Annotated in this window: 14 protein-coding genes; 2 read left to right on the forward strand and 12 right to left on the reverse strand. The window is 45.0% G+C overall.

Going from position 1 to position 25,376, the window contains the following annotated elements; genetic code table 11:
- Nucleotides 1-35: 35 nt before the first annotated feature.
- Nucleotides 36-2,186: a molybdopterin cofactor-binding domain-containing protein gene (locus F3I09_RS17620; RefSeq protein WP_149696341.1), complete on the reverse strand. Its 2,151-nt coding sequence runs from the start codon at nt 2,184-2,186 to the stop codon at nt 36-38.
- Nucleotides 2,187-2,383: 197 nt separating this feature from the next.
- On the reverse strand, nt 2,384-3,430 hold the full coding sequence (locus F3I09_RS17625; protein ID WP_149696342.1) for a lysylphosphatidylglycerol synthase transmembrane domain-containing protein: 1,047 nt from the start codon (nt 3,428-3,430) through the stop codon (nt 2,384-2,386).
- A 394-nt stretch (nt 3,431-3,824) separates the two neighbouring features.
- Here F3I09_RS17625 and F3I09_RS17630 point away from each other — a divergent pair, with 394 nt between their 5' ends.
- Nucleotides 3,825-5,552: a GMC oxidoreductase gene (locus tag F3I09_RS17630; RefSeq protein WP_149696343.1), complete on the forward strand. Its 1,728-nt coding sequence runs from the start codon at nt 3,825-3,827 to the stop codon at nt 5,550-5,552.
- A gap of 31 nt (nt 5,553-5,583) precedes the next feature.
- Here F3I09_RS17630 and F3I09_RS17635 read toward each other — a convergent pair whose 3' ends face one another.
- The 10 genes from F3I09_RS17635 to F3I09_RS17680 all read right to left on the reverse strand — a co-directional run bounded on the left by F3I09_RS17635 (nt 5,584) and on the right by F3I09_RS17680 (nt 20,995).
- The gene (locus F3I09_RS17635) at nt 5,584-7,062 is read right to left on the reverse strand and encodes a TolC family protein (protein ID WP_188133851.1); all 1,479 of its coding nucleotides are present in this window, start codon (nt 7,060-7,062) and stop codon (nt 5,584-5,586) included.
- 5 nt (nt 7,063-7,067) lie between these two features.
- Nucleotides 7,068-10,115, reverse strand: coding sequence for an efflux RND transporter permease subunit (locus tag F3I09_RS17640; RefSeq protein WP_149696345.1), 3,048 nt, complete (start codon nt 10,113-10,115; stop codon nt 7,068-7,070).
- Entirely contained in the window at nt 10,112-13,315 is a 3,204-nt protein-coding gene (locus tag F3I09_RS17645) for an efflux RND transporter permease subunit (RefSeq protein WP_149696346.1), read from the reverse strand. Before F3I09_RS17645 ends, F3I09_RS17640 begins: the two co-directional genes overlap by 4 nt.
- A 15-nt stretch (nt 13,316-13,330) precedes the next feature.
- Nucleotides 13,331-14,452, reverse strand: coding sequence for an efflux RND transporter periplasmic adaptor subunit (locus tag F3I09_RS17650; protein WP_149696347.1), 1,122 nt, complete (start codon nt 14,450-14,452; stop codon nt 13,331-13,333).
- Between the two features lie 6 nt (nt 14,453-14,458).
- Nucleotides 14,459-15,661, reverse strand: a complete 1,203-nt coding sequence (locus tag F3I09_RS17655; protein ID WP_149696348.1) for a 6-bladed beta-propeller — start codon at nt 15,659-15,661, stop codon at nt 14,459-14,461.
- Entirely contained in the window at nt 15,648-16,253 is a 606-nt protein-coding gene (locus F3I09_RS17660) for a hypothetical protein (RefSeq protein WP_149696349.1), read from the reverse strand. Before F3I09_RS17660 ends, F3I09_RS17655 begins: the two co-directional genes overlap by 14 nt.
- Nucleotides 16,250-17,446, reverse strand: a complete 1,197-nt coding sequence (locus tag F3I09_RS17665) for a 6-bladed beta-propeller (RefSeq protein WP_149696350.1) — start codon at nt 17,444-17,446, stop codon at nt 16,250-16,252. Before F3I09_RS17665 ends, F3I09_RS17660 begins: the two co-directional genes overlap by 4 nt.
- Before the next feature lie 145 nt (nt 17,447-17,591).
- Nucleotides 17,592-18,020 (reverse strand): hypothetical protein, encoded by a 429-nt coding sequence (locus tag F3I09_RS17670; protein WP_149696351.1) that lies wholly within the window; start codon nt 18,018-18,020, stop codon nt 17,592-17,594.
- A 103-nt stretch (nt 18,021-18,123) separates the two neighbouring features.
- Nucleotides 18,124-19,377 (reverse strand): hypothetical protein, encoded by a 1,254-nt coding sequence (locus F3I09_RS17675; RefSeq protein WP_149696352.1) that lies wholly within the window; start codon nt 19,375-19,377, stop codon nt 18,124-18,126.
- Between the two features lie 115 nt (nt 19,378-19,492).
- Nucleotides 19,493-20,995: a hypothetical protein gene (locus tag F3I09_RS17680; protein WP_149696353.1), complete on the reverse strand. Its 1,503-nt coding sequence runs from the start codon at nt 20,993-20,995 to the stop codon at nt 19,493-19,495.
- 1,251 nt (nt 20,996-22,246) lie between these two features.
- Between F3I09_RS17680 and F3I09_RS17685 the strand changes: the two genes are divergently transcribed.
- The gene (locus F3I09_RS17685; RefSeq protein ID WP_149696354.1) at nt 22,247-25,372 is read left to right on the forward strand and encodes a TonB-dependent receptor; all 3,126 of its coding nucleotides are present in this window, start codon (nt 22,247-22,249) and stop codon (nt 25,370-25,372) included.
- Nucleotides 25,373-25,376: the final 4 nt, after the last annotated feature.

Consider the following 25,376-nt stretch of genomic DNA (forward strand, 5'->3'; position numbering starts at 1 on the left):
TCATCATTTAAAAGGGCGTTTATTCTTACCTGTAATTAAACTTCCTCCAGCCTGAACGGCAATTGACGCACCCTTTTCCCCGTAAGATCAAAAATCGCGTTACACAACGCCGGTGCAAAAGCCGGCAATCCAGGCTCACCAACACCCCCAGGCTTCTCATCGTTCTCCATAATATGCACCTCAATTTCCGGGATTTCATTGATCCGCGGCATAGGGTAGGAGTGAAAGTTCCTTTCCACCGCCTTCCCTTGTTCGAAATGTGTCGCATGATTCAATGCTGCACCCAGTGCCATGACGATACTCCCTTCCACCTGGGCACGAATAATATCAGGATTTACATACCAGCCGCAGTCGATCAGTGCAAACACTTTGTCAATTTTGATGGTTCGGTCCTGCTGCCTGGATACTTTCACCACCTGACCTACCATACTGCCAAAGCATTCTGTAATCGCCACACCCCAGCCATCGTTCTTTCGTCGTGCCTCCCAGTTACTAATGGCGGCTAATTTGTCTACCAGCGCCCGATACCGGTCAAATGTAAAATGCGCTTTCCGGAATGCAAGCGGGTCCTGTGAAGCAAGATGTGCCAGTTCGTCTATAAAACACTCACAGGCAAATGCGTCAATATTTGCGCCTGGGGCGCGCCACCACATAGTTGGTATAGGTGATTTAATGGCTACACTCCCGAAGCTGTAATGCGGTATTGTTTTATAATAGTCGTAAATAATGCCACCTATCCCCCCGGTATTCTCCTTCAGCGCTTGTGGCTCGGCTTCTTTGTCTTCCCCCGCACTGGAATATTGTGTAGCTGAAATGATCTGCAACGCAAATATCTTCTTTTGTGCGTCCACACCCCCTCTGCATCTATACAATGCCCCCGGACGGAAAGGTCCCGCGCCCATATCATCCTCTCTTGTCCACATTACCTGTACGGGCGCTTTCATCTCTTTAGAAATAAGCGCCGCTTCATGAGGATAATCGAGGAATGCTTTTCTACCGAAACCTCCACCGAGAAAGGTCATATTCACTGTCACTTTTTCAATAGGCACATGAAGTCTCTCGCTTAAATCTGCCTGCACCCAGAGCGCTTCCTGTATAGGTCCCCATATCTCTATACTATTGTCCTTCACATCTGCAATACAGTTAAGTGGCTCCATACAACTATGCGACTGATACGGCATTTCATATACAGCATCTATCGCTGCCGAAGACTGCTTCAACGCTGTTTCAAAGCTCTCAGGCGACGAGAATTTATTCAGATCCTCCTGCATCCTTGCAAAAATCTGTTCTGAATCGAGATGCTCAAACCCCTCATCATCCCACTGGACCTTCAATAGTTTGCGTCCCTGCATAGCAGCCCACAAGGAATCTGCCACTACAGCCACACCTTCGCACCATATACCAAATACAGGCCGCTGCACCTTAAAAACACGCTTTACACCTTTAATGGATCTCGTTGCCGAGTCATCAAAACTCTTCACTTTCCCCCTGAACCTTGGATTCCGTTCCACTACGGCATACAACATCCCCGGCAGTTTTTTATCCAGTCCAAACACCGCTGTACCATTGGTTTTAGCGGCGGTATCATTACGACGTAAAGACTTACCAATAATTTTATAATCTTTACGCTCTTTTAGTTTGACTTCCGTAGGTGGCTTTAATCGGGCAGCATCTTTTACCAGCGTACCATAGTTGAGTCTTTTTCCCGTTCCCCGATGAATCACCTCTCCATTTTCCGCATAACATTCGGCAGGATTAACATGCCATTGCTTTGCAGCCGCTTCAATCAGCATTTCCCTTGCAGAAGTGCCAACGCGCAGTAATTGCTGATACCAGCCACGTACAGAGAAACTTCCTTCCTGTGGCTGTGGTCCATATTTCGTCGGATGGACGGCCGCATACTGAACGCTCACCTGATCCATGCTGACTTCCAGTTCTTCCGCAATGATCTGCGGAATGGATTGCCAGGTGCCTTGTCCCATTTCTGACCGGTGATTAAAGATAGTCACCTTGCCGCTGGAGTCTATTGATATCCATGACATCAGCTCCGTCACATCATCAGCGCGGACAATCTCACCTGTACTTTTCCCTATTGCCGGCCAGTAATAGCCGATAGTCAAAGCAAGGCCGGACAAGCCCGCCTGCTGCAGAAAAGCTCTTCTGGAAAGGTCCTTTTTATGTTCCATCGAGGTGAAATTATTTTACCGTTTGAAAAATCCCTAAATACCTGGCTATCTTCAAATTCAATCTGAGAGTGGTGTTTAAATGCGTCTGAAAGTGACTATAGTAAAAGATAGCATATACCTATCAAATTTAATGTATTCAATCAAAAATTGGCTGACATCTTCGATCATCGGTTATTCTACATTATGTCAGGTAATTATCAAGCCTTCGCCCTAAGCCAGCTTCTGTATAACAGAAAACCTGCAGGCATAGGAAACCAGAAAGATAAAAGCCTGTAAAGCAGCGTAACAATAACGCTGGCGCCCAGCGGTAGCCCCAGGCTGGTAAAGAAGAACGTCATGCCGCTTTCATACACTACCAGCGCCCCGGGAGATATAGGTAGGGTAGAGACGATCTTGGTGCATATAAAACACAATAACACACTAAACATAGAGACAGGAATACCCAGTCCTTCAAACAACGCCAATATGGTGAGTGCATCAACTGCAACTACAAGCAGCTGTGCAAGAAATGCATGGAACATGCTCTTTTTATTACTTTGTAGAAATGCTGATAACTGTACTTCACTTCCCTGAAATTGCTGTTGCTTTATTCTCCTGGTGATTTTTTCAAGTAGTTTCCTGGCAAACTTTACTTTGGTAAGCCTCCTGTAAAGACCGTGAAAAAACTCCTTTCTGCCCGCAAATATAGTAGCAGTGCCAATTACCAAATAGACCAGTATGCCGGCCAGCAAAACTCCGTTAAATACATATGGTATCTTGCCATGAAAGAAACTAGCCCCAAGCAGAAATATTATCAGTATTTCGAGTGTAACATAAAACGTCAGTAGTTCCGCAACTATCAACGTAATCACTTTTGCTGTTTCTATTTTAAACCGTCCGAGAAAACTGAAAATATACGTTTTGCCACTGATCCCGGCACTTGGCATGACCTGGTCGAAGAACAGGGAGATAACAGAGGCCCTGATAAGTGCTCCCACCTTAGGCAACCGTTCCTGCTTAAAAGTCCTTAACAGGAAAAAATAAACCATTGCATTGAAGAAATAGGTCATGAGCTGTGAGAAGATGGCGAGCGACAACCAATACGCATTCACCTTCCTGAGAAGTTTAAACTCTTTCCTGATTTCGGGGAAATAGTGGATAACAAGAATAAGAAGCAGTACAAAAATGGCCAACGACCACCAATAAGCGGGACGTATTTTTCTGTTCCCCTGATAGGATTTGTCATTCTTATTTTCAACTGACATGTTATAAACCAGTTTAGAACCCACCCGGGTTATACACTCACAGGAAATATCGTATTTATACCCGGCAGAAGCTGCCACGTTCGGGTATCAACCTCAAAAGTGATGCCCGAAGGTGAAACACCAGTGGGATCTCGTCCTGCAATGTCTTTTTATTAGAATTTATTGTAATTATACAACGGCATATCAGCACTACATCAATTCCATGTATGGGGCATGGATACTTCATGAATAAAGCATAGTTTCTGTACTGATAGTTTAGTATCCCCTAGCTTAATCGCCTGTAAACGTTCATGGAAAAAAGCAACCCATCCACTCAAAATCCGTAAATTTATAAACACCCAACTGAACCCATAAGGGAAGAGTTCGTATAACTAAAACAACCTGATTCCACATTATGTTTGCTAATTCATTGTTCATTAATACAAAAGGTATACAACAAAACACCTTCGACGCCATCGTGATCGGCTCCGGTATCAGCGGAGGATGGGCTGCCAAAGAACTCTGCGAACAGGGACTGAAAACACTGGTGCTCGAGAGAGGCAGAAATGTAGAACATATAAAAGATTATCCTACCGCCACCATGGCTCCCTGGGAGTTTAAGCACCGCGGACAGCTATCCAAAGAGTTTCTCCAGGAAAATCCGCTGATCAGCAAGGCAGCCGGATTTGCAGAAGACACCGCTCACTTCTTTATCAAAGACAAAGACCATCCCTACATACAGGAAAAGCCATTCGACTGGATACGTGGCTACCAGGTGGGGGGAAAATCGCTTACCTGGGGCCGTGCCTGCCAGCGTTGGAGTAACTTCGAATTTACCGCCCCAGAACGTTATGGTTATGGTATCGGATGGCCCGTGAGCTATGATACAATAGCGCCCTGGTATTCTCATGTCGAAAAATTTATAGGCGTGTGCGGTACCCGCGATGGGATAGACGCTATGCCCGACGGAGAATTCCTGCCGCCCTTTGATCTGAACTGTGTTGAAGCCGAGATCCAGCGAAAGATCCGGGCAAACTATAAAGACCGTTACCTGGTACATGCACGATGGGCACAACTTACTGCCCCTCAGGACGTCCATCTACAGCAGGGTAGGACAAAGTGCCAGGCCAGGAATTTATGCATGCGCGGTTGCCCCTTCGGTGGTTATTTCAGCTCCGTTTCTTCCACACTCCCCTGGGCGAAGAAGACAGGCCATCTTACAGTAAGACCGTTTTCCGTCGTTCATTCCATTATCTATGATGAACAAAAAAGAAAAGCTGCCGGCGTCCGGGTCATTGACGCGAATACAAAGGAAGTAACCGACTTCTTTGCCCGCATCATATTCGTAAATGCGGCTGCTTTGAATACAAACCTGATCTTACTGAACTCTACCAGCAACCGTTTCCCCAACGGCCTGGGAAACGATAGTGACCTGTTGGGCAAATATGTAGCTTTCCATAATTACCGCGCATCGGTGAATGCTGAAATGGAGGGCATGGAAGACAACTACTACTACGGACGAAATCCCACAGAGCCGATCATTGCGAATTACCGCAATTTGCACCAACAGGACACTGACTATGCTGGCGGTTTCACCACCTTTATGGGCGCCTATCGCCCACGTGCAAACGGAGAACTGTTAGATGTTAATATCGGTGCCGCCTATAAAGAAGCATTATCGGAACCCGGCGGTTGGCGTACTTACATGTACATGCAGGGCGAAACTATCCCGAAGGAAACAAATCACGTAAGACTAAGCCCCGACAAAAAAGATCAATGGGGCATGCCCTTATTGATCATGTCGGTGGATTATGATGATAATGATGAAAGAATGATCAAAGATTTTCTGATCCAAAGCGCAGAAATGATGGACAAGGCAGGTTGCAAAAACATCGAACAACACGACAACCACCAGGCCCCTGGTCTTGACATTCACGAAATGGGAGGTTGCAGAATGGGCAAGGATATCCGTACTTCCCTGCTGAACGAGTGGAATCAGTTACATCACTGTAAAAACGTATTTGTGACCGATGGCGCCGCCATGACGAGTACCGGTAATCAAAGCCCGTCCCTGCTATATATGGCACTAACAGCAAGAGCAGCTACCTATGCCGTCAGCGAAATGAAAAAAGGGAATATATAGCTGCTGTTTTCCCCATTAATAGAGAACATTGTTATCTGCTCTTATTGATCACATACTTCAATTCCCCTTTCTTTTCAAAATCATATAAGGTCAGCTTACGTATTGTAAAATACAACTGCCAGTATACTTTTAATGCTTCATAATATGCGGTCACCGAGCGTTCCCTATTGACCCGGGCAATATTGAGATCATTGAGTGTGATAGCCCCCCTGAGAAATCTTTGTTGTTCCAGTACATAATTCTCTTCGGATATTTCGCGGCTTTCCCGCGCCACACCCAGTTGCTGTGGCAGCAGACTCCAACGGGATACCTGGAGGGCGATTTCCTGTTCCAGCTCTACCTGCTCCTGTTCTATCTGATGCTCCACCATGCTGAGATCAGCTTCCGCGCGGCGTCGCTTAGTGCTGGCATTGCCCCAGTCGAGAATAGGCATACTGAATCCGATGGAAAGGTTCTGCTGGTTCTCCATTCTATCAAATAGTTTCGGAAGGTTTGGGGCCGTATTAGACAACCCGAAATTAGCTGAGATCCTGAACTGCACCTTGTTGGCCGCAGTTACTTCTGCTACATGCTGTTCTGCCTCCAACCTGTTAAGCCTGAATTTCAACACTTCCTGGCTGTTGTTTTTTGCCCGCTCAAGGGCCTCCGGAAATCCCACAACAAAAAAAGAAGCATCTTCCGGCAAGCTTATCATCCAGTTCACCTCCGGATCCAGGTTCAGATAACGGGCCAGCTCCTGCCTGGCAAGGAAGAGGTCTACACTGTCCTGCGTCAGCGCCTTCTGTGCTTCAAGTACGTTCAGCCGCAATTGCAGCAATTCGCTCTGCCCGACTGTTCCCAGTTTGAAACGCTCTTTTGCTATTTGTAATAAGGTGTCTGAATTAGCAAGGTTCTTCGCCGTTAATGCCTTTTGTGTTTGCGCTAGTAGTAAATTGAAAAACTTATCTATAGTCGATAGTCCGATATCTTCCATATCAGAAGCAAACTTCCTGTCTGCCAGTTCAAAACGAAGCGGCTCCGTCTTTTTTAACCACTTGTATTGATTATATCCCAACGTATTCTGAGTATATGCAAGAGAAACCGGTACTGAAGAATAACTAACTGAACTATTTGTACCAAATACATCAATACGGTTTAACCTATACCCCAATGATAAGATCCCACCTGTTGCCGTGATGTTCTGCTGTAGACTCAGGTATACCGAACTGTAAGCCTGATTCTGACTAACGAAGCTATCCTCGCCAGTTGATAAGGTGATCTTATTAATACTGCGGGAATAGTTGGGTACCGTACCTTCCAGGTAAAGCGCCGGCTTCCTGGAGATCTGATAACTGCGGTAATTCCATTGGCTGCTCTGATGACTATTGAGGGCAATCTTGTATGACAGGGACTGCCGTTGTGCAACAAGCACAGCTTCCTGAAGATCTATTGCCCGCTGCGCAAGCGTTAACGGAACATAAGAGGATGCCACCAAAAGCATGACGATCATTTTTCTGCAAATACAGGTCATGGTCTTCATATGGTTTTATGAGTTTCCCGCCGACGGTAGATCAGCCAGTAAAGAAGGGGAACAAAGAACAAACTTACCAGCAGCCCTAAGGTCATGCCGCCAAGTAGGGTTAATGATAATGGCTTTTGCAACTCCGATCCCAGGTCCCGCATGAAGAGCGTTGGAAGAAGCGCTCCCACAGTGGAAAGGCTGATCATGACCATCGGTTTGAGACGACGCAGGCCTCCCAGGTGAATAGCCTCGATAAGAGGCACACCCTGTCGCCTGTAACTGTTAATGGCATCTATCTTAAGAATGCTGTCATTAATAACCAGCCCGCTCATGATTACAATACCAATCATGGACATCAGGTTGAGGGAGCTGCCTGCTACATACAGGAAAATGAATGCGCCCAGTATCGCGATAGGTAGTTCTGCCAGAATAAACAGTGGCTGTAACAGCGATTCGAACTGCACAGATAATATAAAATACAATAGCACCACAGAGAGCAGTAGAATGAAAGACATCTGCCGGATCAGCGCCTGGTTATCAAAATAACTCCCTGTAAGTGTGATCGAAAGCTCCCCGTTGTTTTTCACAAGCTTATCTTCCAGTTTTGCCAGCACACTTTCTGCATTTGCAACTTCAAGGGAGATCGGATAATATTCTCCCTGTTTTCCGGCGGTGATCAACCGGTAGTCGTCATCAGGTGATGAGGTAACAAAAGTGGACAAAGGATATTGCTGATCTTTTTTCCCTTTGACAGTAGTTTGTATAAGTAATTCCTGCAGGCTGGAATACTCCCTGGATGCAACGACTATAGGCACCAGCTCCTTTGCTCCCTGGAAATTGTCTACATACAGCGGTTTAAGGGCATTGCTGAGCGTATTATTAAGATCGGGTAGGCTCACTCCGTACAGGCTTGCCAGCTCCGTATTTGTTCTCAAAATAAGTCTTTGCTGGTGCGCAATGGGAGCAATAGGTATTCCTGGTAATAAGTATGTCAGCCGGTGGCGAAATGCTTCACTCCGCCTGACCGGGGGCATAGCACGGGAATCTTTTTCGCTTATCTCCAACACCAGGGGGGCTCGCCTGTCGGCAAATACGGCATCAAACGCATTCTCCGCCGGGTGTAGCTCTATCAGTGCCTCAGGATAATACCTGACTACCTCCTGAGGTAGTTTTCCGGTCAATAGAGGCAGGTATTCGCTCTTTTTGAGGTGTATATATATTCTGGCCTGATTAGAGGCCATTTCGCGCATTTCTGATAGCAGATACTGCTGTGCACCGGTCCAGACGTTATAACGCTGAATATAGGGTTTAAATGGCCTTAATAAGCTATCTATACGCGCATTGGCAGTGAATGGATCCGTATAGCCATTCCAGTCGATCTGCACATCCAGGTCCTGCCGGCTGATGGGCGGAAGCCGTTCCTTTTTGATGTGTACGAAACAGAATGTTCCTGCCAGCATAACGGCAAGGACCAACACTACGGTTAAAGTAGTATGCTTGAATACCCAGTGTATGCCTTTCTCATACCACCCCGTTACATTCACCAGGGCGGGAATCTGGTGCTTCCCTTCCTCTTGGAATGGCCTTAATCTGTGCATGAGCAGAAATAACGGCGGAAGCAGTAATACAGATACCAGCATCGAAGCTATGATGCCGATAGTGATCGATAAGGCCTGGTCAAAGAAGATAGCCCCTGCCAGTCCGCTCAGAAATAGCAAGGGTACAAAAACAGCGCAATTGGTCAGTACAGAAGATACCAGGGGGATAATGATCTCGTTCGGACCGTCCACACTGGCCTCCTCCAGCGATTTGCCCTGTTGACGGTGCAACGTAATAGTATCAATCACCACAATGGAGTTGTCAATGATCATCCCCAGCCCAAGTATCAATCCTCCAAGAGAGATCACATTGAATGAAATATCAGAGAGATAGAAGCCAAGCTGGCTAAGCACCAGCGATACAGGAATAGTGATCCCCACCAGGATGGCAGCGCCCGGTTTACGGATGAAGATCATCATGCAGATGAACGCCAGGATGCCACCCAGCACCAGGTCCTGGTGAAGATTGCCAATGGAATAGTTCAGCAACGCTGTCTGATCCTGGCTTACCTTAAACTGTAATCCCGGGTAATCTTGTCTGAACTGCGCTACCAGCCGACGGAAAGATTTTTGAAGGTCTTCCATTCTGGCGGCTGACTGCTTGATAATGGCCATATCTATTGCTCTATGGCCGTCTGCATAAAAAGCGCCGGTAGCAGGTGCATTGTTCAGGCTGACTTCAGACAGTTCCTCGAGCCTGAAAATACGTCCATTCACCTGCAGGGGAATCTGCCTGATGTCGTCCAGATCCTGCAGACTGGCAACGAATTTCAGATAGTAACGATAATGACCATCCCTTACCATCACATTCCCTAAACTGATCCTGTTCTCCTGGAATACATTGAGCAGATTGCCTGCATTCAGTCCCAGTGTCCGCAGATAGTCTTCCCGCGGCTGCAGCTGGACCTGGGGCGTCGTAAAACCGGTGATGTCCACCATGGAGATCTCGGGCGACTGCTCCAACCGTCTCCGCACGATCTCTCGGGCAAAACTGCTGATCTCTGCAAGCCGCTGCGGACTTTCATTCCCAAACTTATCGTATAGCTGTAAATGAAATACCGGAATATCAGAAACACTGATGCGGGTAACGAGAGGACGTGCGGTTCCCGGAGGCAGGTGATTCATCAGCATATCTACCTTTTCATTCACCGCAATGAAAGCCATAGACATATCCGTTCCGTGAGTGAAAATAAGTTGAATGTCCCCACGGCCTTCACCAGAGGAGCTTTCAATCCCATCCAGGGCGTTGAGTTGTCGCATAGCATCCCGCATTGGCGAAGTGATGTTTTGTTCAATCTCTCTCGCAGACTGATTCGGAACTTGTATACGGATGTTGATATGCGGAATGTCCGTATCGGGCAATAGAGAAGTGGGTACCATATTACCGGCCACAATACCTAACAGCAGCAATGCAAAAAAACTGATCAATACAGCTATGGGCCTTTTCGTCAGAAATGCTATCATGACGGTATCCTCCTTTCTTTGTAATGTCTTTTCATGTGTTGTTTATCTTTTGGGATCAGGCACAATGGCAGGAAGACAAATGCACCAAGCACCGAAAATATTAATCCTCCTATAGTGCCTGCCGACAATGTAAACCAGAAACCCTGTTCCTGTCCGTTAAGCATGAATGGTAATAAACTGAGAACAGCCGACGCTGTTGTGATCAGAATAGGCATCGCCTTGGACCGTATAGCCCTGCCATACAGAATTACGGCCTTGTTACCCTTGTACCGCGTTTCCTCCCTGATAAAATTGAGATCATTAATGATGTACAATGCAGTGTTTGTGACCAATGCACTTACCATAAGCAGTGAAGCATATGCACCCTGGTCCATCCCGAGGTCCAGCAGATAGAATACCAGGAATACACCTGTAAAAGAAAATGGAATGATCATGATCACAGCCAACGGCTGTAGAAGTGATTCCAGCAGAACAGCGCAGATCATGTATATGATCAGCAATACCAGGGGGATAAGCCAGAGATGATGGTCTGTGTCATTACTGAACCACAGTCCACCTTTAGCCCTTCCCAGGATGCTATATCCAAAAGGAAGTGTTTTTTCATAATGATCCATCAGCCGTTCCCGTATCAGTTTATTGAGCTCATAACTTCCGGTAAACCGGTAATGAACGTGCAGTACATATGCCTGATTGACCCTGACAATATCTTCTGATGTATTGACGCTCTTTATCTCTCCCATATCATCCATACGCAGCATAACTGAATCGTTCACCTGCGAGGGATTGTGCAGTATGCTCCAGATGGGAGGGGGCATATCAGAGTTGTTTTCAAATGTTACATCCAATGTCTGGTAGATGCCTGCGGGCATCTGTCCTACATGCTCAGAAGCCTCCGCAAGGCCCTGCAGGCTCCTGCCAATATCAGCACGGGCAATTTTATATAAGCTGAGATACTGTGGATCGGTCAGCCGCACATAATACTCAGGCACCGGCTCAAAAGCATAACGGTCCCGCGTGCTGATCACTACATTGCTGATACGTGGATTTTTAAGCAGTGTATCCTGTATCTTACTTGCGAGAACTTTCAACTGTTGGTAGTTGTATCCTGCTATGCTGATATCAGCATCAAACTGATCAAGATCTACAGCATTGCTAAAACCTCTGCCTATACCGTATATCTGAAAATCAGCTGCGCCTTCTTCGATGGCCTTATTTTCCAGGATGTCTTTCAGCCGGTAAGGAAACCCTTTTTCATATTTAGGTAGGAAATATATCTGGATACTGGCATTGGTGGCGCTGGTTACCTGCGCTTCCACTTGTTTAAGCTTAGATCCATACCGTCCCAGCAATTCTTCAAAATGACGTACAACAAGGTCCATTTGCTGAAGCGTTGCTCCCTTGGGCATACTGATAGTAAGGCTCAGATGTGGGTGTTCTTGCTCATCTTCCCGGCTGTCCCTTTTTCCCGACGTTGTTTTAAACAGATAGAGACTGCCGCCCAGGTAGCGGTTCAAAGGGTCCCGTAGTTCCTGATTATAAAACTCACTTCCTATTGTACGATTGTAGACGCTGGCCCAGAATCCTTCTTTTTTGATTTCTTTTGGCAAAAGAAATAATGGTAGTCCGAATGCCAGTATAAAGAGAAAAATAAATGAAAAACGGAAGCGTAACATGAACTGCAACTGCTTGTTATACTGACCAGAAAGGCGGCTGAATAAACGTCTCCCATGCTGTTGTTTCCCGGGTGCAGCTACTGTTACAGGAAACCGGTCCAGCATGGCAGGAATAAAGAACCAGGCAATCGGTAATGACACCAGCAGATTAACAATGATAGACAATGCAAAATCCAGCAGCAGGATACGCTGTTGCTCTTCAAGAAAGAAAATGACTGATAAAGCACCTATGGCAGTCATGGTAGAGGCCAGAATGGCCGCAAAAATGCGGTTACGCCCTGTATGCCGCAAATCCTCAACAATGACGATGGCATTGTCTACGACCAGCCCTAATGATAAAGTAATACCCGCAAGGGAATACAGATGGATCTCTATGCCTGAAAAATAATACAGGATGAAAGACAATAGTATGTTGGCAAGCAAAGAGCTGATCACAATCAACAGATACTTCAGTTGTCGTGTGATAAGCAGCACAAAAGTCAGCAGGATAGCCACAGATAGTGCCGTACGTATATATACCTTATTCAGCTCCTCCCTGATGTATTCAGTATTGTCAAAACCCAGCGAAACCTCAAATCCCCGCGGCAATGTCTTCCTGATCCTGTCCATACACTTTCGCACCCTTACCGATAGATCCAACGTATTAATATGTTCAGCAGGAAAGACAGCGACGCTCACCTGCTCTTTGCCATTAACCCGGTAATAGGAGCGTTGCGGGGCAAGCCGGCGCTCAATATGGGCAATATCTCCCAATCGTACTATTCTGCCTTCCTTCTGGGCCACAGGAAACCGGGACAGCTGAACCGTATCTGTCAGACTACGGTCTGCAAATACTGTCTTTTCATCTTCACCATTCCGGAATACCCCCAGAAAGGCCGTGCTTAGGCCTGTCCTAAGTGCATACTCGACCGTATTGAAGCTCAATCCATATTCCCGCAGTATGGCCGAATTGGTCTGAATGGCATATTGGTCCGCTTGACGTCCATGTACCTCTACCCGGTCTACTCCCTGCAGATCGGCCAGCAATGGACGGATATGCTTCTCCACAATATCTGCTACCGTATTTACGCTGCCTGGACCACGGATAGCAAAATTGATGATGCTGCTACTTTGCCGGTTATTGTCCGGCTTGTTGAGCGTTACAATTGGATAGGAAGCACCTTTCGGCAGGCGCTCATAAAGTCTGCGCATCAGTACAGAAGCTTCAAAGCGGAAGATCTCAGGGTCAGTCCATTTGTCCAGCTCTACCTGTATATGGCATACGCCGTTTCCGGAAGTCGACCTCAGGCTGGCAAGCCCTTTGAGACCGGCCAGCGTGCTTTCAACGGGAGTGCTTACTTCCAGATCAACTACTTCCGAAGAGGCGCCAGGCAGGTAGCATTCTACACTCACGGACCCGTAATTGCGGCTGGGCGACAGCTGGATACGCTGCAAAGGGATAGTGGCTGCTCCGATCAGCATGCAAAGCACAAATACCAGTATTGTACTGAAAGAGGAGAATGATGTTGTGAAGCGCTTTTCCTGCATAGGTCTCTTACTTCTTTATTGCCCTTTGGTGCCGTGGATTATTTTGTCATGCGCCAGGTTAAAGTTGCCTTCATAAATAACTTTATCGCCCGATTTCAATCCTTTGCTGATAGCATACTGGCTGCTGTTCTCCCCGCCGATCTCCACATAGTTCCACTGTGCAAGACTGTCCACAAGCGTGAAGACCACCTTCCGGTTCTGACGGTCCAGTACCGCCTCCTTAGGAACAACCAATTGCCCGGCCAGCTGTTGCTGAACATGCACGCGTACGTTCATTCCATCCAGCAACTCCCTATGACCACCATCTGATAACAAGGCCTTTACTTCTATCATTCCCGCCCCATCAACCAGGGGATTGATACTTTGCACCCTGGCAATAACACCACTTTCTCCTCGCTGACTGAAAGGCATGATCGTTATAAGACCTGATCTCCGGATAAATGGTAACTCCTGTTCCAGCACTTTAAAGCTGACCTCCATGTGACTGTCATCAATCAAAGAGCAGATGAACTCATAACTGTTGCTATTGTTAAAAGGCATTGCCCTGAGATTGGCAATAATACCCGAAAAGGGCGCCACGAGCTTCGTTTCTTTCAACTCATTCTCCACCTGACGGAGATTAAGTATTGCCCTGCCAAGCCCACTCCTGAGCCTTGCTACTGCTTTAATGTCCGCCGGCAGCCGGGCAGTATCGTTTATCTTATAACCGGATCGCAATAGCTGATCCTCATAATCCAATACCGCCTGTTCATGACTCAATCTGGCAGCATTGAGCGATGCTATCGCACTTTCCTCATCAAGCCGGGCCAACAGCTGACCAGCCTGTACATGTTCGCCCTCACGCACCAATACTTCCTTTATGATCCCCGGGGTCTTGAACTTCAGGTCTGCCTTACGGGTGGAACTTAACTTCCCGTTGGCCAGTAACTCTTTGCTGAACTTTGTTTCCTGCAACACCATATACCTGATGCTTTCCTCTACGGATGAAACTCCCATCAGAACAGAATCAAGCCCCGATTCGCCTGCGCTGTTGCCACTGGTTTGATTGCAGGAAGCGTTGAGTACAGATAAAGCAAACAGGGATGCGGAAATAATGTTACCCGACTTTGAGCGGCGGGCAATTGAAAAGAATAACATGGTCGTTTATTTAAACCTGAAAGACACTAATACCTTATCATAGTTCTTCAATCCCTCAAGGGCTTTGAAACCACTATGCTTCTCCTTATTCCTGATGATCTCTTCGCCGTATAGTACCGTTAGAAAGTTCTTTGAATCCTTTGCAAAAAGAGGGTTATAGAGCGTCACCCCCAAATTACTAAGGCCCAATCCGAAGTAAGAAACCCCTAAAGACTTCCCGGTCGCTTTATCACAGACAGATGAATAGCGATGCTGAGCAAGGATGTACTCCATGATGCAATATTTATCAGATTCAATAAAGTAATTCATCGCGGGCACAGGGTGGAATTTGGTCTCCTTAATAATCGAGCGGACATCCAGCGCATTCTTTGTAGTAAGATTGAATTGCTGATATTTCAACCTGTATTTAGGCGTTAGACCAGTGTCAGAGACGGTATATATAACCGGGAACAGGGGATCAAAAAAGCGCAACTCTCCGGACGATTGGTAAAACTGCCGGTTATTTACCGGAAGCACAATAACCAGTGAAGTATCTAAAGGCCACCATGACCTTGTTTTGTTGAAATGCTTTAACACATAAAACCTGCAGGGATCCGTCTTGCCAGCATTTGTAGTAAAGTTGTTGTAGAGTACGTAGGTAGAATCGCTCAAAGGATAGAACAAAGAATGAGGATAGGTTTTAAACTGCTCCTCGGTACCGAGGAAATCCCCGTTAGCTGAAAATGTGTAGAGCGTATTCTTCATGTCCAGTATCTCGATGCGGCTACTGTACGGATTGTTCCTGATGTCCGCTATCTTAAAGTCAAACCCTATAAGCTGATTCAGGTCTAACTCCTTCTTTAATTTCCCATCATAGCTGAATATTACCAGTATGTTCAGGCGCTTATTGAAAAATATTAACGCATCATCGCTTGCAAACCTGAAGTCCAGATCGCCAATAAATGCACTGTCTCTTCTATTTTCCAGCAATGTAAATTTCAAAGATCCGGGTTCAATCAGGGAATCTATATGCAACAGGCGATCGATTTGACTGTCTCTGATCAACAATAAGGAACCATCAGTGTTGTCTTTCTGACGAATGCGGTTGCAACCGGCGGCCGTAACTACAATCACAGTAAAACAAATTGCCAGCAACACAAACAAAGGACTTGTGTTATTGCTCTTTATGCCATTTCTAATGAGCATTATAGCTGTATTATTTTTGATCATTAAAAATTAGTTTTATTCTATTCAGATAGGCGATAGTCCTTTGCTGGTCTTCTTTCACAGGCATGAAAAAGTCATGATTCAGGCCATCTTTGTCCGTTATAAATAAATAAGGATATCCCAGCGCATCGGCATTAAGGAAAGAGTTGAGCGCTGGATATTTAAAAATGGGAAACTTGATAGTATTCAGTCGCACAAACGTGCGTAGAAAAGCCTCCGATCTGAAATCTACCAGCAGGATAATGCGGGTTGAATCAATCTTTTTGCTCTTCTCCAGCACCGAGAAAATACTTTCCACACAGGTTTCGCAGTTTACTTCCGAAAACCTGACGACCAGGTAATGATCTGCCAAAAACGAAAAATGTGGTAGATCATTTATATTCACGATCGACAGGCTATCCAGGGATAAACGTTTACCCTCATCCGCTTTCATTTTTTCATCAAAGGCCTTTTCTGTACTGATCAGATCCTCTTGCATGTCTGCGATCTTTGACTTTTCCGGCAGGCTTCTCCTTGCCGAAAAAACTATGATACTGGCTATTAGCAGTATGACAATAATACCCCAAAGACCTTTGCTCTTGATTGTTTTTCTCATATCGTCTTGAATCTTATAAAGATGGGATTACTTAGAGCGGAAATGTTCAGCTTATTAAACCTGTCCTGCAGGGGAGATAAACTTTGAAGTTTACTCAGGTGTTCTTTTACGCGCATCAGGTCATCTGGATAGACAATTGAGCCCAGGAATGCTCCATCCTGGAATAATGAATACAACTCCAGGTCAAGCTCTTTGATCTTGTAATTGAAGATGGCGGTACCTAATGATTTTGAGTCAGCTTTATTGTAAATGCTGAAACGCTTCATTTCATCCACCAGGTAGGTGATGAAAATAAAGTTGTTGGTCTCATTAATCCTGCTGAGCATCGGTAGCTTTTTGTCAAATACTTCTTTTATTAATGCGGGATCATCAGGATCCGTGAGAGATGGATTAGCCGTTTTAAAAACCAGACGGTATTCCGGAACCAATGTGTCAGCATCTATGCTGTAGATTACAGGAAATATGGATTCAAAGAAACGTACTTTGTTGTCAAATAAGTAAAAAGGATTAATCGATGTAACAGGAACAGCTGTCTCCTTATCGAAATACAAATTCCTGTACTCAATATTCTTTTCCTTGAAAACGCCAAATCTGAAGTTGTTCTGATAGACCTCTTCTACAGGTGAAAAGCCATTGTAACCGGCATATATGTTACTGTCGATTGGAAGGAAGGAATTAATATGATACTTCCGCTGAAAGCTATACCCTTCGAATTTGAGCTCCCCCGAGTGAATGTCAAACTTACGGGTCTTAACAGCCATGTCGAGTACCTCCACTGTATTATTAAATGGATTATAAACAACATCAAGAGGTTTCAGGTATTCATGAGGACCTTTACCATAACTTCCGATCTTCCGGATCAGGGTACCGTTGAAGTCAAAGAGGTAAATTGACTTGGTAGAGCTGTCGAATATCAGGATACCTTCGGGCGTTGAAACGCATTTACCGATCATCCCAAGCATATTATCCTTGTCTTCCTGGAACGTGTAAATCTCCAGCGAATGCCGATCTATTATTTCGTCAAGGAAAAGATGATCCTCCAGCTGCTTGTCTTCTATGGTGATTTTTTGTGCCTTTTCAAAGTCAATGTTATTCTTTTTTCTTGGTTCCTTAATGTTGCACCCCGGTAAGATCAGTATAAGGATCATGTAAAAGAAGGACCTGGGTACAGTCAAAGTATTTGTTCGAGTCATAGTGAATTGTGTCGTTGGGTATATTTATGAAAACTGAACCTGCTCTTAATCTGTTAACAGCATTTTCTCGTGGAAATGGTAATAAAAGGATGGTGGAGTAAAAGGCATTCTCCGGAGGAGAATGACCTTTCACTGTACTCATTGATTAAAACTGTCCACAGTCCCTGTGTGAACAACTGCCAAAATAACCTGGACAGTTCCTCTCTTTGGCCTGCCTTACACCGGACGCCGAAGAAACATAGCTATATGTAGTTCCTCCGCCAACTGAAGCAGAACCAATATAGGATATGCCGGTAATGCTGACTGAGAGCTGGTAGCTGAAGTTTAATGTTTGCCCCATTGAGTATGTCATATCATATTTTTCAGGGCATGAAGTATAGGTTTCAACGCCTAAAAATCCGCTCTGTGACACGTCTGTTTCACTGGAAGAACTTGACTCACTCGAAGTAGAAGAATAATCCCGTGCAGATACGTCTGCGGCTTTATAACCGGTCAGCGCATATTGCACATTTAAAGTCAGTACTACCAATAAAACAATGGCTGCGATCAATTTGAAATTGAAGTGTTTTTTCATAGTTGTTACTACATTTAAAGGTTATTATTTATGAGAATACTGGGTGTTTATCTCCATCCTAAGGAGATCTTGAGCCTGTTGGCATGAATGGGAGTTTATGGTGTTAAGAATTAATACTGTTCTTTAAAACAGTGCTGTTCCGCCAGTCGGAAGTCCGGGTATAGGAATAAACAGACAGGAATAAGCAATAAAGTACAATGATCCTCATGGCAATAGCTCTTTGTTTGAACTTAGCCAGGTAATATGAAATGGGAAAGAGAACACCGATAGCCGATATATAGGCATACCTGTCCGCAACTATTGCTACGCGGGCCATTGGGATAAGATGGATACAGGTTATAAGGTGAAGTATAAAGAAGCAGATACCGAAGTAGATGTAATTGACCGTGAAGTTCCTGATCAGGTAAATAATAATAATGATCAGTGCTACAGGATATACATAAAACCGGATGGGAACAGCTTGGCCTGGGTTGTTCGGAAAAGGGTAGAGGTGGTGTATTCTTAGTGGAAAGATGATCTTTGTAAGGTATTCTGTTATCGCATAAGAGGCAAATATCAGGCGCTGGAATAAGGTGTAACCCTTCTGATCTATCAAGACTCCGGCGCCAAAATAAGCCTGGGAATAGATGGTCAGGATGCCAAATAAGAAGGCAAGCACCAGAAATGGAACCTTATCCAGGAGGACCTTTCCTGACAGCGCATATTGCTTTCCTTTAACAAAGTAGTCAACGATAAAAAATGCCACAGGTAGCGTTACTGCCTGTTCCTTAGCTCCAAAGGACAAGATGAAATAGACCATTGCCAGCAGGTAGTGCCCGGTCCTTTTGGTTGACATATAGTCGATATAGGAAAGTAAGGCCAGCAGGTAAAACAGTGAATAGAGCAATATTTTAGAAGCCGAAAGCCAGGAAACGGGTTCGACTACAATAGGATGAATACTGAAAAGTAATGTTGTCAGAAAGCTCGTTTTCGCGCAAAAAGCGCTATCATGCCCACATGCTTTCATCAGCTTTTCGATAAACAGGTAAACGAGAACGGTATTGCACAGATGTACCAGCAAATTGCAAAAATGAAAGAGCAGGGGGTCATAACCGTTTAGTGCGTACATCGCCGAATAGTAGAACTGATTTACAGGCGAGTATTGACCATGATAGAAATCAAACAGGATATGTTTGATATTAGAGATAGACAATCCATTCTCTGTATATTGGTTAATCACCACCCATTGATCATCCCAGGCATCCTGAAAATCCAGGTTATATATTGGAATATAGACGATCGTACAAATGCACAGAATGACAAATACAGCGAACTTCCTGTTGTATAGAAGGGAAATTGGTGAAGTCAGGGAAAACATATTCGGGCTATTTATGGTTATCAAAAAGGTACTGTCTTAAATTGCTGTCCGGTACAATGTGCTTAACCAGGTAGGCCTCGGCAGTGTAGGACCAGGTGTAGGGAAATACCAGCGGTTACAGGGAATACAGTAGAATAACCGCTCGTTTGTTGAACCCGGAATATTCATTTAAAACCGGCAATTCAAAAACGGGCATAGATTTCTTAATCAGCTTCGCTTCTATTTTCTTGTAGTGCAGGACTTGCTCGACGATATCTTTCTCATACTCCTGGATGGCCAGCAGGTAATGGCCATCACGATGGGAATCCGGCACCTCAAATTTGTTAAAATCTTCAATGGACTTACAGACAACATTTTTGTTCCTGTAAAAATGTTCCTGGAGAAATGACCAGGGCTGGTATGGGTTCGCACCCGGAGAGAAATACATCACAACGGCCTCTTTTTTAACTTTCGAATCAATGTAGTTTGTAAGATATTTCTGTCCAATCCCTGCCGGTTTCAGTATGGTGAAAACCAGGGCCGACGCATTGACCAATGCCAGAAAAATCAGCACACCGGTTATTGTAAGCTGGTACTGTTTTGCATAAGACTTGAGGTAAAGTGAATACAGGTCCTCAATCATGAGCAAAGCCATACAGGGAACCATCCAGACCAGGGGAAATAAAAAGCGGATCTCTTTATGAGGGATGATCGCATGGATCAGGATAAAGGGCACCACACACCATATTAAAGGATTTCCCGGCTTCATGATGACAAGCCATACAATACTGGCGCATATCAGTAAGCCGAAAGGAACAATAGTATGTAACAGTATATAACTTAATAATGTACTCCAGGAAGAAACCCCGTATTTGGACGCCGCATCTTCAATAATATTTGCTCTGAAGTAATTAACAAATGTCAACGTTGCCTTATGATAAAACAGGTAGTCCAGAAGGAACCCCACAAGTATCATAACGATTATTGCACTAATCGCTGTAAGCATATACCTGGGAGGATCTTTTTTTATGACTAGCATCCACATAATAAGTGAAGCCGCCAGTATGCCACATTGAAAGCGGAACAGGAAACAGACGCCTAACAGGGTGCCTATCGCCAGGTATTTTCCTGTCGTAGTTTTATTGTCAAGGACCAGAGCGAAAGCCACAGTAAAGAGAAGTCCTGACCATGTCTCAGAAGAGAACCTTACGCCCACCATTGGGATGAACCAAAGGAAATAGCAGCAGTAATAGTAAAGTGTTTTCGGAATATGCTGGAATTGAAAGTACGCATATGTTCTCCTTGCAAAGAAACCGGTTGCAAATAGGGAGCATACAGCTGTAAGGATACGCAATGAAAAGGCAAGTTGATAAGGGTTCTTTACTCCTATCAGAAGCATCAGTTTAAAATGGACCAGGCATAACCAGGGTTGTATTGTTGGCCTGATCGCCTTTGTGTATTCCCATGCCATGTCTGCTGGTTGGTTCCAACCTAACTTTAAACCTGCAAATTCTATTATCTGGTAATGCTCATCCGGGTGATAATAACCGATGTTAAAATAGGCGGCCATGCCGTATATTATTATTGCTAGCGGCCATAAAAGGGCGATACCGGGTGTGGGTTTTAACGATAGATTCATGTCTTGCTAACGGTTTAGGTATATGAGGACCTTATTGTACAATGCAACATACGGCACACTGCACATTGTATACAGCACACTGCCTTATAGTACACAGTCTATAGCAGTCTATAGCACACAGTCTATAATATGCAGTATACGGCCTACAGTATAGCGTATTGCAATTCGGTATGTTCTGTCATTGGGAATAGTATTATCAATGTGTCATTTGGTAACTTGAATTAAATAGTAGTCCTATCTGCACTATGTAGCCAGATGAAACAAACGTGATAAACAAACTTAAAATTACAGGCACTTATATTAGAAGTGCCTTGTCCCCGGCAACCGTGGTCACATAGGCATATGCGTGCCACTGGAGAATAGCCGTGAGGTATCTCCATTGCATGCAATAATCATTTCCGGTATCCCGCTTACGTGAACTTAGAGACTCTTGACCTGAGATCGCTGTTACGATGCTATATCTGTATTCAATTGACCTGACCCATTGGCGTGGAAGAAATCATAATGGTAATTGGCAAATCTGTCTTTACTGGTCCATTCTTAGGATATAGGCTCAAGGCATCGTCAACAAACTTAATAGTATATCATTTTCACGGAGTCTAACAATTGAAATACTTGCTACTTTGGTTTCAAACAGAGAACATTTTATTGGGTAATATTGAAATTTCATAGTGAATATATGAAATTTTGGATTTATAAAAAATATTATCTGGTGAAAACCTCATACATTTAAAAGATACCTGTTTTCATCATTAACCCATCCTAATCAATGAAATGTAGCCTGATATTCCTGTTCTCTCTGTTCGCATTGGTAACCGCTGCCAATGCCTAAACGTCGTTAATAGCATGCGAAACACTATGCATAAGGATGAAAAATGTGGTAGCTATGAGCGAGATAGTCCACCCGGAACCGAGGCAATTCTAATCAACTCCTGGAATTTCACCTGATCCCATTAATGAGTGTTTTAATTACCGGTGGCTAAGAAATTCACCCCCAATTTTACCAATCATAAAAAATAAGCTTTGATTATTCCAAACTAACCCTATATTTGTTTTGTAGACCAGAATAGACCAAACCAATCAAAGTCTAAAAGATTATACTGGAAATCAATTACTTAAAGATTAAGTGGCACTGTTCTGGCGCAAAGGGGACGAATTTTCGAAATGCAAGTTTCACGTTTATTGGAGATTGTCAACTAACATTATACCTGTCATTAAAAGAATCTTTACAAACACTTTATGCTTCACGTTATGCATGTAAAAAATGCTTTCAAGAGGCTATGGTCGCTCCTATGCATCATAGCCATGCTGACCGGCTCAGTGTCCGTTTTTGCCCAGAGTGGCAGAATTTCCGGTAAAGTCACCGACACCAAAGGAGAACCACTTCCCGGCGTATCGGTGAAATTAACCGGCACAAAAACCGGTACCGTTACAGACATCACTGGCGCCTTCTCCATTACTGCTGAAAGCAACAAAGGCGCACTGGAATTCAGCTTTTTAGGTTTCGAAACGCAAACCGTACCCTTTACCGGCTTTACCGCACTGAACATCAAAATGCAACAGGCCACCGCTATTGTAGATGAAGTAGTAGTAGTGGGCGCCAGCATGAAAAAGTCAGACCTTACAGGTTCCGTTGCAACAGTCGATTCAAAAAAATTACTGGAAAGACCTGTTACCAACATCAACCAGGCATTACAAGGTAACGCTGCCGGTGTATTCGTTAGTGCTGGTACCCGTCCCAGCGACGACGCTACTATCAGGATCCGCGGTCTGAACACCATCAACGCCGGTTCTTCACCTATCTATGTAGTGGACGGTGTGATCATGGAGAACAACCAGGGTGGTTTTAACGCTGTGAACGTAAACGATGTCGCTTCCATTCAGGTGCTCAAAGACGCATCTGCAACAGCGCTCTATGGCTCCCGCGGTGCCAACGGCGTGGTGGTGATCACTACCAGGAAAGGCCAGCGTAGGGGAGGAGATGGTCTGGTAACCTACGACGCCTGGTTCGGTACCTCCGACTTCACCAGGATCCCTAAAACCATGAATGCTGAGCAACTGTTTGCCCTGCGGACAGATGCTTACGCCAACGGTTACATGAAAGATAATCCGGGTGCGAACCGCCAGGATTATATCGATAACACCCTGATGAAAACGAATATCGCCTTCTCTAATCAGGAATTCGATACTTACAATAAAAAGCAAAGCTTCAACTGGCTGGATCAGGTTACCCGTACCGGGCTTCAGCAGAACCATGCAGTGAGCTTCTCCGGTGGTTCCGACAGAGGAGTCTTCTATCTGAGCCTCGGCTACGCAGGTAATAAAGGCGTAGTGGAGAATACCAAACAGAATAAATACACCGGCCGTTTCAATGCAGAATACAACGTGAAGAAATGGTTGAAAGTAGGTACCAACACAGGCTTCACCCGTACTAATGATGTTATGCCTTCAGACGACGTATACGGCAAAGCGCTGAATGCCAACCCGCTGCTGGACTATGCTCCATACCGCGACCCGGCTACCCGCTTTACTTACGACTACCTGACTATCTACTACCGTTCACACGGAGAGCAGAACAATAATGACTTCAACCCTTTCAACTCATTGTTGATGCAGCGTGACAGATCACGTAATCGTGTAACCACCGCCAACTACATCAATATCAATCCGATAAAAGGACTGGATTTCCGTTCCAGCTATTCACTGGACTACGGTGCGCAGGACTGGTTCGAGTTCACACCTCATAACATCCAGGAAGCAGTACGTCACTACAACGGTGATGCACGCGCTAAACATGAAAGATGGAGCGATACTTACTGGCAATGGGATAACACCCTGACTTATAATACCACTATCGCAAATGATCACAAATTCACTGCTTTAGTCGGTACCAGCTCCAGCAAGCGTTCTTCTAACTATACGAAAGCACAGGGCGACCGCTTTGCCAGCGATGATCTGGGTTACTACGACCTGGGTGGCGCCGCAGCTATTGAGAAATCAGTACTCGGTTCCGACTTCTACGCCTACTCCCTGATGTCTTTCATCGGTCGTGTAAACTATAGCTATAAAGACAAATATCACTTAACTGCAACTGCACGTTACGACGGTTCTTCCCGTTTCGCTGAAGGCCATCGCTGGGGTGTCTTCCCGTCTGTATCCGCAGCATGGGATGTGACCAGGGAAGATTTCATGAAAGATGTAACCCTGTTCGACCAGTTGAAACTGCGTGTGGGATACGGTGTCGTAGGTAACCAGGATATCGGTAACTATGCTTTCCAGACCCTTTATGGTTCCAAAGTTGATAACGGTAACGCGCTGATCTCCAACGATGGCCGTCGCGGTAACCCGAATATCACCTGGGAAAAACAGAAACAGAGCAACATCGGCCTGAACATCGGCCTCTTTAAATCAAGATTGCTCTTTACTGCCGACTTCTTCGACATCAACAACGACAATCTGTTGGTGGACCGTATACTGACCAACACTATTGGTTTCAATAAACAATGGGATAACATAGGCCGTGTAAACAACAAGGGTATGGAATTCTCCGTGATCGGCGAAGTGATTCAGAAGAAAAACTTCAACTGGACAGTATCTGGTAATATCTCCTTCGATAAGAACAAAGTAACAAAACTGTATGGTGACGTTACTGAGATGTATAATATCAATGAAAACGTTATACAGCGTGAAAACAACATCTTCCTCGGTAAATCACTGCATACTGTTTACACATACGTTTCTGGTGGTATTGCACAGGAATCTAACCGTAAGGAATGGGATGGTATAAACTATAACGGTAAGACCGTAAATCCTGGTGATCTCTTCGCGAAAGATATCTCCGGTCCTAACGGTGTGCCCGATAAAGTGGTAGACCAATACGACAGAACAGTGGTAGCAAAAACAGATCCTGAATTTTATGGTGGGTTCTCTACTAACCTGAACTACAAGTCATTTGGTCTGAACGCAATGTTCACATACTCTTACGGAGCTAAGAAAATCAGCAGCTACTATGAAGGTCTGATCAACAGTACCGGTGAAAGTATGGCTACTGTTGACCTGTTGAACCGCTGGACGCCAACCAATACCAATACTGACATTCCTCGCGTGATCGCAAATACAAGCTACAACCGCTTTGCGCCATCCGAGCTGGATTACTCTCTCCAGAATGCATCTTTCCTGCGCCTGTCTGCAATGACATTCTCATACACACTGCCGGGAAAGACACTGAGCAACTGGAAACTGAATAACCTGCGCTTCTATGTAACAGGTTCTAACCTGTTCTGCATTACGAAGTACAAGGGGATGGATCCGGAAACCGGCGACTACGGTTATCCTCCGATTAAATCGTATGTATTTGGACTGAATGTAGGTTTTTAAACTT

This window comes from Chitinophaga sp. CF418 (genome assembly GCF_900142925.1).
Taxonomy (GTDB): domain Bacteria; phylum Bacteroidota; class Bacteroidia; order Chitinophagales; family Chitinophagaceae; genus Chitinophaga.

Bases quoted from the DNA above. Each gene is read 5' to 3' on its own strand.
- F3I09_RS17620 (WP_149696341.1), bottom strand. From the start codon at position 2,186: ATGGAACATAAAAAGGACCTTTCCAGAAGAGCTTTTCTGCAGCAGGCG.
- F3I09_RS17625 (WP_149696342.1), bottom strand. From the start codon at position 3,430: ATGTCAGTTGAAAATAAGAATGACAAATCCTATCAGGGGAACAGAAAA.
- F3I09_RS17630 (WP_149696343.1), top strand. From the start codon at position 3,825: ATGTTTGCTAATTCATTGTTCATTAATACAAAAGGTATACAACAAAAC.
- F3I09_RS17635 (WP_188133851.1), bottom strand. From the start codon at position 7,062: ATGACCTGTATTTGCAGAAAAATGATCGTCATGCTTTTGGTGGCATCC.
- F3I09_RS17640 (WP_149696345.1), bottom strand. From the start codon at position 10,115: ATGATAGCATTTCTGACGAAAAGGCCCATAGCTGTATTGATCAGTTTT.
- F3I09_RS17645 (WP_149696346.1), bottom strand. From the start codon at position 13,315: ATGCAGGAAAAGCGCTTCACAACATCATTCTCCTCTTTCAGTACAATA.
- F3I09_RS17650 (WP_149696347.1), bottom strand. From the start codon at position 14,452: ATGTTATTCTTTTCAATTGCCCGCCGCTCAAAGTCGGGTAACATTATT.
- F3I09_RS17655 (WP_149696348.1), bottom strand. From the start codon at position 15,661: ATGATCAAAAATAATACAGCTATAATGCTCATTAGAAATGGCATAAAG.
- F3I09_RS17660 (WP_149696349.1), bottom strand. From the start codon at position 16,253: ATGAGAAAAACAATCAAGAGCAAAGGTCTTTGGGGTATTATTGTCATA.
- F3I09_RS17665 (WP_149696350.1), bottom strand. From the start codon at position 17,446: ATGACTCGAACAAATACTTTGACTGTACCCAGGTCCTTCTTTTACATG.
- F3I09_RS17670 (WP_149696351.1), bottom strand. From the start codon at position 18,020: ATGAAAAAACACTTCAATTTCAAATTGATCGCAGCCATTGTTTTATTG.
- F3I09_RS17675 (WP_149696352.1), bottom strand. From the start codon at position 19,377: ATGTTTTCCCTGACTTCACCAATTTCCCTTCTATACAACAGGAAGTTC.
- F3I09_RS17680 (WP_149696353.1), bottom strand. From the start codon at position 20,995: ATGAATCTATCGTTAAAACCCACACCCGGTATCGCCCTTTTATGGCCG.
- F3I09_RS17685 (WP_149696354.1), top strand. From the start codon at position 22,247: ATGCATGTAAAAAATGCTTTCAAGAGGCTATGGTCGCTCCTATGCATC.